11 protein-coding genes and 1 pseudogene are annotated in these 12,616 nt (G+C 72.7%); 5 read left to right on the plus strand and 7 right to left on the minus strand.

The annotated features are described in order from the left end of the window. Nucleotides 1-68 precede the first annotated feature (68 nt). Nucleotides 69-2,171, plus strand: coding sequence for a serine/threonine protein kinase (locus ABD120_RS35645; RefSeq protein ID WP_343954759.1), 2,103 nt, complete (start codon nucleotides 69-71; stop codon nucleotides 2,169-2,171). On the opposite strand, the gene ABD120_RS35650 is transcribed toward ABD120_RS35645, so the two are convergent. The 4 genes from ABD120_RS35650 to ABD120_RS35665 all read right to left on the minus strand — a co-directional run bounded on the left by ABD120_RS35650 (nucleotide 2,161) and on the right by ABD120_RS35665 (nucleotide 5,175). Next, a complete protein-coding gene (locus ABD120_RS35650; protein WP_343954760.1) occupies nucleotides 2,161-2,526 on the minus strand; it encodes a pirin-like C-terminal cupin domain-containing protein in 366 nt (121 codons plus the stop codon). The two genes, ABD120_RS35645 and ABD120_RS35650, sit on opposite strands and share 11 nt — an antisense overlap. Nucleotides 2,527-2,684: 158 nt before the next feature. Next, on the minus strand, nucleotides 2,685-3,836 hold the full coding sequence (locus ABD120_RS35655) for an MBL fold metallo-hydrolase (RefSeq protein ID WP_343954761.1): 1,152 nt from the start codon (nucleotides 3,834-3,836) through the stop codon (nucleotides 2,685-2,687). A 52-nt stretch (nucleotides 3,837-3,888) separates the two neighbouring features. Then, nucleotides 3,889-4,338: a GbsR/MarR family transcriptional regulator gene (locus ABD120_RS35660; RefSeq protein ID WP_343954763.1), complete on the minus strand. Its 450-nt coding sequence runs from the start codon at nucleotides 4,336-4,338 to the stop codon at nucleotides 3,889-3,891. Nucleotides 4,339-4,485: 147 nt separating this feature from the next. Beyond that, nucleotides 4,486-5,175, minus strand: coding sequence for a DUF3152 domain-containing protein (locus ABD120_RS35665; RefSeq protein ID WP_343954765.1), 690 nt, complete (start codon nucleotides 5,173-5,175; stop codon nucleotides 4,486-4,488). Between the two features lie 88 nt (nucleotides 5,176-5,263). Here ABD120_RS35665 and ABD120_RS35670 point away from each other — a divergent pair. The 3 genes and pseudogenes from ABD120_RS35670 to ABD120_RS35680 all read left to right on the plus strand — a co-directional run bounded on the left by ABD120_RS35670 (nucleotide 5,264) and on the right by ABD120_RS35680 (nucleotide 7,759). After that, nucleotides 5,264-6,533 (plus strand): annotated as a pseudogene (locus ABD120_RS35670) (Tm-1-like ATP-binding domain-containing protein). After that, nucleotides 6,530-7,351, plus strand: coding sequence for a phosphoenolpyruvate hydrolase family protein (locus ABD120_RS35675; protein WP_343954767.1), 822 nt, complete (start codon nucleotides 6,530-6,532; stop codon nucleotides 7,349-7,351). Before ABD120_RS35670 ends, ABD120_RS35675 begins: the two are co-directional and overlap by 4 nt. Then, the gene (locus ABD120_RS35680) at nucleotides 7,352-7,759 is read left to right on the plus strand and encodes a cupin domain-containing protein (RefSeq protein WP_343954769.1); all 408 of its coding nucleotides are present in this window, start codon (nucleotides 7,352-7,354) and stop codon (nucleotides 7,757-7,759) included. It begins immediately after the preceding gene. Nucleotides 7,760-7,769: 10 nt separating this feature from the next. On the opposite strand, the gene ABD120_RS35685 is transcribed toward ABD120_RS35680, so the two are convergent. The 3 genes from ABD120_RS35685 to gndA all read right to left on the minus strand — a co-directional run bounded on the left by ABD120_RS35685 (nucleotide 7,770) and on the right by gndA (nucleotide 11,665). Further along, a complete protein-coding gene (locus ABD120_RS35685) occupies nucleotides 7,770-8,201 on the minus strand; it encodes a type II toxin-antitoxin system PemK/MazF family toxin (protein WP_343954771.1) in 432 nt (143 codons plus the stop codon). Nucleotides 8,202-8,307: 106 nt separating this feature from the next. Continuing rightward, a complete protein-coding gene (locus ABD120_RS35690) occupies nucleotides 8,308-9,762 on the minus strand; it encodes an SDR family NAD(P)-dependent oxidoreductase (protein ID WP_343954772.1) in 1,455 nt (484 codons plus the stop codon). Between the two features lie 472 nt (nucleotides 9,763-10,234). Continuing rightward, nucleotides 10,235-11,665, minus strand: coding sequence for an NADP-dependent phosphogluconate dehydrogenase (gene gndA / locus ABD120_RS35695; RefSeq protein WP_343954773.1), 1,431 nt, complete (start codon nucleotides 11,663-11,665; stop codon nucleotides 10,235-10,237). 304 nt (nucleotides 11,666-11,969) lie between these two features. On the opposite strand from gndA, the gene ABD120_RS35700 reads away from it, so the two are divergent. After that, a complete protein-coding gene (locus ABD120_RS35700; protein WP_343954774.1) occupies nucleotides 11,970-12,602 on the plus strand; it encodes a GOLPH3/VPS74 family protein in 633 nt (210 codons plus the stop codon). Nucleotides 12,603-12,616 lie beyond the last annotated feature (14 nt).

The raw sequence follows: 12,616 nt of genomic DNA on the forward strand, positions 1-12,616 counted from the left end.
CCCGCCCTGTCACGCCGCGCCGGGGGTCGTGCAACCGTCCTGCAAGGATGATCTTAGATAATTCGGACATGCCGCCGATCGACGAGCTGAGACCCGAAGACCCTTCGCGTCTTGGCGACCATGAGATACGCGGACGGCTCGGCGAAGGCGGCCAGGGGGTCGTCTACCTCGGCGAAGGGCCTGAAGGGGACAAGGCGGCCGTCAAGTGGCTGCGCCCCCAGCTCGCCGGGGATCCCGTCGCCGCCGACCGTTTCGCCAAGGAGGCCGCCGCCGCGCAGCGGGTCGCCCCCTTCTGCACCGCCGCCGTCCTCGCCACCGGAGTTCACGACGGGCGGCCCTACATCGTCAGCGAGTACGTCGAGGGCGCGTCGCTGCGGCAGTCGGTCGCGGAGAAGGGACCCCACGGCGACCTGGCCCTGTACCGGCTGGCCGTCGGCACCGCGACCGCGCTGGCCGCCATCCACCGGGCCGGCATCGTGCACCGCGACTTCAGCCCGAGCAACGTGCTGCTCGACGCCGAGGGGCCCCGGGTCATCGACTTCGGCATCGCCAGGGCACTCGACGCCACCGCGACGCTGACCACCTCGCCCGTCGGCACGCCCGCCTTCATGGCCCCCGAGATCGTCCTCGGGCATCCGGCCGGGCCCGCCGCGGACCTGTTCGCCTGGGCGTCCACGATGGTCTTCGCCGCCACGGGGGTCTCGCCGTTCGCGGCGGAGACCGTACCGGCGGCCATTCACCGGGTCCTGTACGCCGAAGCGGACCTGTCGCGGCTCACCGGGCCGCTGCGCGGGCTCGTCGGCGCCTGCCTGGCCAAGGACCCCGCCCTGCGACCCACCGCCGAGCAGGTCATCCTCGGACTGCTGGCCCGCCCGGCGTCGAGTCCGCCGGACCTCGGCCACGCGGCGGCCGTCGCCACCGGCAACCGGCCGCTGCCCGCACCCGCCCGGCCCCCGGCCTCGCCCCAGCACCAGGGCGGCTGGCACCAGCCGGACCCCGGCCACCGGCCCGCCGCCCATCAGCTCACCGCCCATCAGCCGGTGGTCCATCAGCCCGTTGTTCTCCAGCCGGACGGCCGTTGGGCCGGCCAGCCCGGCTACGGGCCGCCGCCCATGACGGCCGGGCGCTCCCGGGGGCGGCGGCGTCGCCTGATCATGGGCCTGGCCGCCGGATTCACGGCCCTCGTCGCGCTGGCGGTGGTCGGCGTGGTGCTCGCCAACACCTCAGGACGGCGGGGCACCGCCCCGTCCGCCCAGGCGGGGGGCGCGGTACCGGCCACGGGCCAGAAGCAGGTCCCGCTCACGGATCTGCCCGGCGCCGTCGTCCACGAGAATCCCTCCGACCCGGTACGGCTCACCGCGTACTCCGTCCTGGACAGCGTGAAGGACGAGTGGGTCGTCTACACGCGCGCCGCGCTGAACGGTCCCTTCCAGACCTACCGCGACCGTTACGAGAGCATGCTCTCCCCGGACGGGAGGCACATGGCCGGGCGTTCCATGGACTACACCCACGACGACTACGACAGCGTCGACGTCACCGACCTCGCCACCGGACGCCAGGTCACCGTGAGGACGGTGAAGGACCCGGAGGTCGCCGAGATCGTGGGCTGGTCACGCGACAGCCGCAGGATCCTCCTGGAGGTCGGGGTCGTCGACAAGAAGGACGAATGGCAGCCCCGCGGCTTCGGCGTCGTGGACGTCGGCGTCGGGAAAGCCACGATCGCCAAGGCGGACACGAAAGATCTGGGCGATGTCTTCTTCGGCTTCGACCCGACCGGCGAGCAGGTCGTCGCGGTGGCGCCCGACGCGGGCCTGCTGCGTGTCTACCACCCGTCTGGGACGCAGGTGACCGAGATACCGAACGTGGGCAAGGGCAACGGCGCCGGCCTGTACTCCCCGTCGGGCCACCGCTTCGCCACCACCTGCCCGCCTCCGACGGAGGACACGCAGTGCGTGTTCAACCTCACGGGAGGTGCGATCGATCGGGTGGAGAAGCCCTGTAAGGCCCCGCCGACCTGGTACGACGACAAGCACCTGGCCTGCTGGGCGCAGCGTCCCACCGGATCCCGGCGCAACGCCTACGAGGTGTTCGACTTCAAGGGGCGCACCGTCCGCGTGCTGGCGGACATCCCGCAGGGCCCCGACAACGTCGAACTCCACTTCACCCGGTGACCTGGCGCTCGCGGCCCCGGGGGCGCAACGGGGTGCCCGGCAGGTCGGGGGCGGGAAGGGCGGCGCCGTCGAAGCCGGTGACGGTGCCGAAACCCTCGCCCCGCGTCCACGCCTCGCGGAAGGCGACGATGTCGTCGTGGTCGCGGCCGACGAAGTTCCACCACATGACGATCTCCTCGGCGAACGGCTCGCCGCCGATGAGCAGGGCCCGCCCCCGGCCGCTCAGCCGTACGGTCTCCCGGCCGGGCGGGAGGTAGCGCAGGGCGCCCGCCGCCAGGCCGGACAGTTCGCCGTCCAGGAGCAGCAGGCCGTGCTCGAAGGCGGCGTCGAGCGGCGGCTCCGCCACGCCGTCCACGGTGAGCTCCGCCCCGGTGATCGGGGTGAAGGCCGCCGAGCGGCACCGCCCGCCCGGTCAGCAGTTCGCCGCCGTCCGGGGCCGAGGCGCCGCAGACGAGTTCCCGCGGCACCTGCTCAAGGTTGCTCACCCCCGCACTCTACGGGCGCCCGAGACGATCAGAGCCGGTCGGCCGTGAAGGTCGGAGCCGTGGCGCCGAGCGGTTCCCACCAGGTGTCCACCTCGGGCACCGCCTCGGTGTCCACGCCCTGGCCCGGACGGGGGACCACGATCGGCACCTGGCGGGCGCGCGCCTCCCGCCACAGCCGGTCGATCGGCTCCACCCACGGGTGCAGCGCCAGCGAGAACGTCGCCCAGTGGACCGGCAGCAGCAGGCTCGCGCCCAGGTCGGTCGCGGCGGTGACCGCTTCCTCCGGGTTCATGTGGATGTCGGGCCAGGCCGGGCTGTAGGCGCCGATCGGCATCAGCGCGAGGTCGAACGGCCCGTGGGCGGCGCCGATGCTCTTGTAGCCCTCGAAGTAACCGGAGTCGCCCGCGTAGAAGACGCGCTTGGTCCGCCCGGCCACCACCCACGACCCCCACAGTGTGTCGTTGCGCCGCAGCGACCGGCCGGAGAAGTGGCGGGCCGCCGTCGACACGAAGCGCAGCCCGGCGACCTCGGCCTCCTCGTCCCAGTCGAGTTCGATGATCCGGTACAGCGGCACGCCCCACCGCTCCAGGTGTGCCCCGATGCCGAGCGGCACCAGGAACGGCGCCCGCTGGGTGCGGGTGAGCGACCTGACGGTCGCCATGTCCAGGTGGTCGTAGTGGTCGTGGGAGATCACGATCGCGTCGAGCTGGGGCAGGTCGCCGAGCTCGGCGGGCAGCGGGTGGTGCCGCCTCGGCCCGACCAGCCGCGACGGTGACACCCTGTTGCTCCACACCGGGTCGAACATGACCCGCCTGCCCTCGATCTCCACCATCGTGGTGGCATGGCCGTACCAGACCGCCCGCAGCCCGGCCGGCGGCGGCGGGTCGGACGGCGGGGCCATCAGGGGGACCATCCCGGCCGGGCGGCGCTGTGCCCGGTCGCGGGCCAGTTCGCGCAGCATGGCGGGCTCCGGCGCGCCCACGTGGGTCGGCTCCGGCATCGGGTTGTAGAAAGAGCCGTCCCTGAACTGGGGGGAGCGCTGGATGCGCTCGGCCCGGTCGGGGCCGGACGCCAGCGGCCGCACGCCGAGTTCGGCGGGTATCTCACGCAGCACCCATCCCGCGGCCGCAAGCGCCGCGCCGCCGGCGACCACCCGCCGCACCGTACGCCATCCCGCCATATGCTCACACTCCTCGATCGGATATCCCTTTCGAAGATATATCGCGATACGATCACGTGGGTGCCGTGGCCTCCGGTTCCCGCGACCCGGCGGCCCTGGTCTCGCTCCACCGGGTCAGCAGTCTCGGCACCTCGGCGCCGAGGTAGGCGAAGAAGCTCTGGATCTCCTCCAGGCGTGCACCCACCGCAGTGCCCGCGCCGAAGACCGCCACTCCCTCCCCGGCCCCCTCCTCCAGCCGCCGGAAGATCTCGCCGGCCGGTCCCATCGCGCCGTCCCACGCCGACTCGTGGATGCGGTAGTGGTCGCGGCGCTCGTTCGGATCCCGCTCGCGGGCGAGCATCCCGACGCTCATCAGGTACTTCACCGCACCGGAGATCGCCGAGGCCCCGACCCGGAGCTCGTCGGCGAGTTCGGCGGCGGTGCGCCTGCCCTCGTCGGAGACCAGGACCGCGGCGAACACCCGGGCTGCCATGCGGGGGTAGCCGGAGTCCGACATGATCATGGCGAAGCGCTCGCGGAGCCGCGCTGTCCTGATCGCCGCCGGTCTCCACTGTCTCGGCCATCCGTGCCTCTCCGCGTCGCCCGACCCTGACGGGACCGGGTTTACCCACTCCGTGTAGTTACGAAATTTCGTGAAATTCCTGGTGGGTCAGCGCTCCGGGTACGGCCACGGGTTGGGGCGGCAGCCGTCCAGGGACTTCGACTGCTGCATCATCACCGGCGCGAGCCGGTCCCGGCCGGGGCAGGAACGATGGCCGTGACCGAGCCCGTGACCGACCTCGTGGCCGATCACGTAGTCGCGGTAGTCCGCCAGCCGGCCCCGGTACTGCGGCACCCCGCGCGCCCAGCGCACCGCGTTGATCACCGAGCGCCGCCCGTTCCAGCACGACAGGTCGCCCCCGGTGTTCAGCGGCAGGCACTGCCGGTCGGTGAGAGCGGGACTCGACAGCGCCACGCTCAGTCGTACCGGGCCGCCGTCCACACGCCGGAAACGCCCCCAGCCACGGCGGTCGTTCAGAGTGCTGTGCACCTCTTCGGCGAAGGCCCGCCGCTCGAACGGCAGCCCCCGCTCCACCTCCACCGTGTACCTGACCACCGGCCCCCGCCCGCGCGGCGGCGCCGCGTCGCCCGCCACCAGGGCGTACCGGCCGGAGGCCCGCCACGGCACCCGCACGGGCACGTTCCTGCGCGAGACCTCGGCCTTGCGGGTGACCCCCGCCCGGGGCGCGGCGGCCGGCGGCGGCGCGCTCGCGAACGTGGGCACAGGCGGCGCGGGGATGGGGACGGCGGCGGCACACCCGGTCGTGACCAGCAGCAGGACGAACGGCAGACGTGGCAACGGACCTCCCCGGCACGGAACACGACGGGGAGGACACGAGCATACGCCACCGGTGCGAAAGTGATCGGGAACCGGATAGCGTCGGCCCATGGCAGTAGTCCTGATCGGAACGCTGGACACCAAGGGTGCCGAGTACGCCTGGCTGCACGACCGGCTGCGCGAACTCGGCGACGAGGTGATCGTCATCGACGCGGGCGTCGGCCCGCCCCATCCCGGCGCCCCGGCGGGCCTCGCGCATCTCGACAACGACCAGGTCGCCACGGCGGGCNNCGGCCGCCGACGAGCGCGCCGCCGCCGACCGGGGCTCCGCCGTCACCGCCATGGGCGAGGGCGCCGCGCGGATCCTCGCCGGTCTGCACGAGGACGGGCAGGTGGACGCGGTCCTCGCCGTCGGCGGCAGCAGCGGTTCCTCGATCGCCGCCCGCGCCGTCCGCGACCTGCCGGTCGGGCTGCCGAAACTGATCGTCTCCACGATGGCCTCCGGCGACGTCTCGCCCTACGTCGGCGCGAAGGACGTCACGCTCATGTACAGCGTCGTCGACATCGCCGGGATCAACCGCGTCTCCCGCGCCATCCTCGGCAACGCCGCCGCCGCGATCTCCGGCATGGCCGCGGCCCACCGGGCCCGGCACCCCGGCGAGCCGGGCATGCACTCCGGCCACGTCGAGGCGGTGGTGTCGGCGGCCGCGAGTGACCCCTCTCCCGGCGAGAGGCCGCTGGTCGGCGCCACCATGTTCGGTGTCACCACCCCCGCCGTCGATGCCGCTCGCGAACGCCTCGAACGACTCGGCTACGAGGTCCTCGTCTTCCACGCCACCGGCGCGGGCGGCCGCGCCCTTGAGGGCCTGGCCGCGAGCGGGATGCTCGCCGGCGTCCTCGACCTCACCACCACCGAACTCGCCGACGACCTGGTCGGCGGCGTCCTGTCGGCGGGCCCCGACCGGCTCACCGCGGCAGGCCGCCACGGCGTCCCCCAGGTGGTCGCGCCCGGCGCCCTCGACATGGTCAACTTCGGGCCCGACGTGCCCGAGCGGTTCGCCGGCCGCACCCTGTACGTGCACAACCCGACGGTCACGCTCATGCGCACCACACCGGAGGAGATGGCCGAACTCGACGCCCGCGTCGCCGCCAAACTCGCCGCCGCCAAGGGGCCTGCCGTCCTGTTCGTCCCACTGCGCGGCGTGTCCGCGCTGGACGCGCCGGGCCTGCCCTTCCACGACCCGGAGGCCGACGCGGCCTGCTTCGCCGCCCTCGCCGCCCACAGCCCGGCCGAACGGCTCGACCTGCACATCAACGATCCGGAGTTCGGACACGCCATGGCCGACCGGCTCCACCGGCTCATCCAGGGGGAGCGATGAACAGGCAGACGGTTCTCGAACGGCTGCGCCGTACCGTCGCCGACGGCAGGCCGATCATCGGCGCGGGCGCGGGCACCGGCCTGTCGGCCAAGTGCGCGGAGGCCGGAGGCGTCGACCTGATCATCATCTACAACTCCGGCCGCTACCGCATGGCCGGGCGCGGCTCGCTGGCCGGGCTGCTGCCGTACGGCGACGCCAACCAGATCGTCGTCGAGATGGCCGCCGAGGTGCTGCCCGTCGTGCGCGACACACCGGTGCTGGCCGGAGTGTGCGGCACCGACCCGTTCCGCCTCATGCCGTACTTCCTGGACCAGCTCAAGGCCATGGGCTTCGCGGGCGTGCAGAACTTCCCCACCGTCGGCCTGTACGACGGGGTGTTCCGGCAGAACCTGGAGGAGACCGGCATGGGCTTCGACCTGGAGGTCGAGATGGTCCGGCTGGCCCGCGAGCGCGACCTGGTCACCGCGCCCTACGTCTTCGACGAGGACCAGGCCCGCGCCATGACCGAGGCCGGGGCCGACGTCCTCGTCCCGCACGTGGGACTGACCACCAAGGGGTCCATCGGCGCGGGCACCGCCCTCACCCTGGACGAGGCCGTCGAGCGGGTCGCCGCGATGCGCGCGGCCGCCGTCGCGGTTCGCCCCGACGTGCTGGTGCTGTGCCACGGCGGGCCCATCGCCGAACCCGCCGACGCGGCCTACGTGCTGCGCCGCGCCGAGGGCGTCGCCGGATTCTTCGGCGCGTCCTCTGTCGAGCGCCTGCCCACCGAACGAGCGATCACCGAGCAGGTGGCCGCGTTCAAGAATCTGGAGATCTGAATGCTGGTGAGTCCGGACAAGGTGGCCACGATGACCTTCGACTGGGGGTCGATCAAGTGGTTCGTCACCCCGACGCTCGTGCCGGGCGCGGGCTCGACGCTCGGCGAGGTGATCGTCAACCCCGGCAAGGGCCACGCCCGGCACAACCACCCCGGCGCCGAGGAGATCATCTACGTGGTCTCCGGCGAGGCCGAGCAGATGGTCGGCGACGGGGAGCCGTTCCAGATCAAGGAGGGGGACACCGTCCACATCCCGGCCGGTGCCTACCACTCGACCTTCAACCGCACCTGGCGGCCGCTGCGCCTGATCGTCACCTACACCCCGGGCGGTGAGGAGAAGGCGCTGGAGGGCGCACCGGACTACCGCTGCCACGAGGCGGGCACGGTCGCCGAATGGCAGCAGGTCTGACGCTCCGGTTCTAACCGTCGGCGGCCCAGCCGTGCGTGCGCCTCAGCCGGGCCGCCACCCGGGCGAAGCGCTCCGGGTCGAGGATCGCGCCCTCGCGGCGGATCCCGTCCTCGGCGAGCGCGAAGACCCGGTCCAGCCGTACGTGGGAGGTCTTTCCGTCGCGCCCCCAGGGGCCGAGTTCCAGCCACTCGGGGCCGTCGTCGCCCCGGCTGGAGAGCATCAGCGCCAGCAGGTCGCGGCCGCTGCGGCCGACCACGAGCAGCGGGCGGTCCTTGCCGCGCGCCGGATCCTCCTCGTACGGCACCCACGCCCAGACGATCTCGCCGGGGTCGGCCAGGCCGTCCAGGTCGGGGGAGTAGGCGAGCGTCGCGGCCCGGTCAACGGAGTAGACCTCCCGCACGGCGCCGCGTGCCGGGCGGGGGTCTTCGTCGAGATCACGCACAGGGCGAGCCTATGTCTTCACCGCCCGCCCTCGCCTCCACCCGCATGCACGCGGCCCACCGTTTCACGGCCCGCGCCCCTACCGCCCGAGGTGCCACGGCCTGGCTTCACAGTCCGCGCTCCACCGTCTCGCCGCCCATCGCGAGGGGGCCGGGTGCGCCTGCTCGGCCGTGGGCGGGCTCGCCGGGAAGCCCGTGCGGGGCGGCCGAACGGCCGTGCCGTCCATGGGGGGCAGCGCCGGACCTACCATGCGGAGCGCCGCCGGGTGGACCGCCTGCGGGACTCCCGACCGTGCCGCCCAGGGCGTTCCCTGCCGACGCGCCGGTCGAGCCGCCGGAGCGGCCGGTGCCTCCCGAAGTCCTGCTCGGCGTGTTTCCCGAGGACCTGCCCGTGGTCCTGCCCTCGGTCCTGCCCGTCGGCGCGCCGGTGGTTCTCGCGGCCTTGTCGGCGGCGATGGCGGCGGCGCGGCACTCCTCCCAGTACCACTCCGGCCCGAGGAGCGCCCCGGCCCGTGGGATCGCCTCCACACCCGTGTAGTACCGGACCGGCTCGACCCGCCCGTCGGTCGCCGCCCGGTGGACGACCGCCGCCGTCACACCCGGCAGGTCGTCCAGCGGCACCGCCGTACCGAACACACCTGGGGCGTGCGTGCCGGGCAGAATCACCTTGACCACCACCCCGTACGGCGCCAACTCCGCGTTGAGCCCCTCGCTGAAGGCGGCGAGGGCCGCCGTCGACGCGGCGTGCACGGACCCCTGTCCCGCACGGACCGAGGCCAGATTGACCACGACCCCGGACCGCCGGGCCCGGAAGTACGGCAGGAACGCCTGGGCCAGCGCCATCGGCCCGAACACCCCGGCCTGGAAGTGCCGCTGGACGCCGGCCGTGCTCGCCGTCTCCACCGGCCCGGTCGGGTGGCTTCCGGCGGTGTTGACGAGCACGTCCACGGCACCGAACGCGGCGAGGGCCTGCTCCGCGAACGCCGCCCCCGGCCGCTCACGCCCGCCTCGGCTCGTGCACCTGCCTGTGAGTACCTCACCATCCGCGCACTCACCGCCGCCCGCGCACGTCCCACCGCCCGGACGGGCCCCGCGCCCGCTGCCCACGTGCCTCCCGTCGGCATCGCCGGCGCGCACAGTGCCCGAGTTCACGCCGTCTCCGGCCGGGCGACCCCAACCTGTGCCGTCTCCGGTCGGGCCGCTTCTGCCTGTGGGGTCTCCGCCACCGGCTCCAGCACTGCCGGTGCCGTCGCCCCGCGTTCCGCCTGTGCCAGGGTGCGGGTGTCCACCTGCGTGCCCTCGACCCCCCTGCGCGTTGCCCTCGCGCCCGCCTCCGGCCGCACGCGCACTTCCGTCAGCCGCGCCGCCGCCGTCGATCACGTACGGGTTCAGCGTCTCCGGGTCCAGCAGCAGGGTCCGCACGGACGGCGAGCCTCGGTGCGCGTCGAGGTCCTCCGGGGTCCGTACGGTGGCCACGACGTTCCACCCCTCGGCGGCGAACAGGGCGACGGCGGCACGTCCAGGCCCGGAGGCGGTGCCGGTGATGACGACGGTACGAGGCATAGCGCCCTTTCTTCGACTTTGGCGGCAAATCCGGTCGGGGCACACCGGCGCCGGCCGCGACCCGAGGCCCGTCCAGGATGCATCGGGCGAGGTCGCGGCCGTAGGCCGGTCAGGTTCATCGGGCCAGGCAGTGACCTCGGGGCGGGTTCGAGATCGCAGGCAACCGCCCCGGGCCGCTGGGCATGGCCGGGTTCATGACTCGGGTCGTGGTTCCGGGGCAGGGGTTCGGGGCTGTTCATTGCGGCGGAGGTCGCCGGTCGGGTGGCCTACCCGGTGCTCAGCCCTCGGACACCTCTCGGGCCGGCGACGTCGGGATCGCCGGTCAGGGCGGTGCGCCGACCGGCGATCGGCACACCTGCGCCCGGGGCCCGTGGGTGGTCATCTTGCGTGTTCACCCCAGAGGAGGCGGGCGCCCGTACCCGCGATGGGTTTCTGCCCCCAGAGCTCCCGCATCAGGATCGCGAGCCTCTCGTCAGGACGTCTGCGACTCCGTACGGTCCCCCGACCAGTCCGTGTGGAAGGAGCCCTCCCGATCGACCCGGTGGTAGGTGTGCGCCCCGAAGTAGTCGCGCAGCCCCTGCACCAGCGCGGCGGGCAGCCGCTCGCGCCGCAGCCCGTCGTAGTAGGCGAGCGCGGAGGAGAAGCCCGGCGTCGGCACGCCGATCTCGACGGCCGTGGTGACGACCCGCCGCCACGCGTCCTGTGCCGCGTTGAGCGCCTCGGCGAAGTCCGGGGCGGCGAGCAGGGTGGGCAGATCGGGGTCGGCGTCGTAGGCGGCGCGGATCCGGTCGAGGAAGCGGGCCCTGATGATGCAGCCGCCGCGCCAGATGGTGGCCAGGGCGCCGAGGTCGAGGTTCCAGTCGTACTCGCGGGAGGCGGCGGCCATCTGGTCGAACCCCTGGGCGTACGCGACGATCTTGGAGGCGTACAGGGCGTGGCGCACGTCCTCGATGAGTGAGCGCTCACTGGCGCCGGAGACCGAGGGGCCCGCCAGCACGCGGGCGGCGGCGGCGCGCTGCTCGGGGTGGCCGGACAGCGCGCGGGCGAAGGTGGCCTCGGCGATGCCGGTGACGGGCACGCCCAGGTCGAGCGCGCTCTGCACGGTCCACCGTCCGGTGCCCTTCTGCTCGGCCTGGTCGACCACCACGTCCACGAACGGCGTGCCGGTGGCGGCGTCCACGTGGTCGAGCACCTCGGCGGTGATCTCGATGAGGTAGGAGCCGAGCTCGCCCTCGTTCCACTCGCGGAAGATCGGGGCGAGTTCGGCGGGGGTGACGCCGAGGGCCTGGCGCAGCAGGTCGTACGACTCGGCGATCAGTTGCATGTCGGAGTACTCGATGCCGTTGTGCACCATCTTCACGAAGTGCCCGGCGCCGTCCGGGCCCACGTGGACCGCACAGGGCACGCCGTCCACCTTAGCCGCGATGTCCTGGAGGATCGGGCCGAGCGCCTCCCACGACTCCTTGGACCCGCCCGGCATGATGGACGGCCCGTTGAGCGCGCCCTCCTCGCCGCCGGAGATGCCGGTGCCGACGAAGTGGATGCCGCGCTCGCGCAGCGCCGCCTCACGCCTGCGGGTGTCGGCGTAATGGGCGTTGCCGCCGTCGACGATCATGTCGCCCGGCTCCATCAGCTCGGCCAGTTCCTCGATCACCGCGTCGGTGGCGGCGCCCGCCTTCACCATGATGATCGCGCGGCGGGGCCGCTTCAGGGAGGCGACGAAGGCGGCGGTCTCATGCGATGGCAGGAAGGTCCCCTCGCCACCGAACTCCCGCACGAGGTCGTCCGTGCGCCCGGCGCTCCGGTTGTGCACGGCCACGGCGTGGCCGTGCCTGGCCAGGTTGCGGGCGAGATTACGACCCATAGTGGCCAGGCCGGTGACGCCGATGTCTGCCAAATCCATGTTCAGGCTCCTTTGCCGGGACTACGCATGGTCAGAAGCTGGTGGTTCGGCGAGGTATTCCCCGCATCCATGACGCTACGCTCCGTAGTCGGCCTGGAGTTCGGAGGGGGTCGGGTGATGGATGGTTGCGGCGAAGAAGGTTTGCTCCGCAAATATCCATCGTCTATGAAATATTATTCGAAAAAGCTGAATCTTTGATAAGTGGGACTTCCCACGACGATCAGCTTTCTGGTAGAAATTTCGCTCTAGCCGATCAGCTGGTCATGTCCGAATAGTGGTCATCCCAAAGGGCGGAGAACTGCGGGTGTTAGCCGATGAGCTCTTCCTGATCGGCTGGGATACCACCGCATCGGGCAAGCCCCGCATGCATCTTCAGGGCATCGAGCTGGGGCTGGCCGGTGCCCTGATCGCCGAGCTGGTGATCGCCGGGTGCGTCGCCGTCCGAGGCTCCACCCTCGGCGTCCGCGACGGAACTCCGGCCGCAGAAGAGGCCACGAGCCGAATCCTGGCCGAAATGCGCGGGCTGCCGCAGCACTCCGACGTACGTACCTGGCTGGTTTACCTCGCCCGCCGCGCGGTCGCCGAGGTGGGCGGGAGAATGGTCCTGGCCGGATTGCTGACCCGCGAAGAACCGAAGTTCTTCAAACGCCAGCAGAGCCGATTTCACGCCACCGATTCCGGTGCGGCCGCCTGGCCCAGAACCCGGTTGCACATGGCGCTGACCCGATGGCAGCCGCTCACCCCCGACGACATGGCGCTCGTCGCGTTCGTCGAGGCCTGCGGCATGACCGCGGTCGTCGTGCAGGACCCCGCCGAGCGGCGCGCGGCCCGCCGCCACCTGACCGCCGTGCTCGCCGCGCTCCCGCAGCCCATCGCCGACCTGGCCCGGCACGTCGAGGCGGCGACGGGGGACGCCGTCCTCACCTACCGCACCTGAGAACTCCTCGAAAG

Source organism: Nonomuraea longicatena (genome assembly GCF_039525605.1).
GTDB classification, from domain to species: domain Bacteria; phylum Actinomycetota; class Actinomycetes; order Streptosporangiales; family Streptosporangiaceae; genus Nonomuraea; species Nonomuraea longicatena.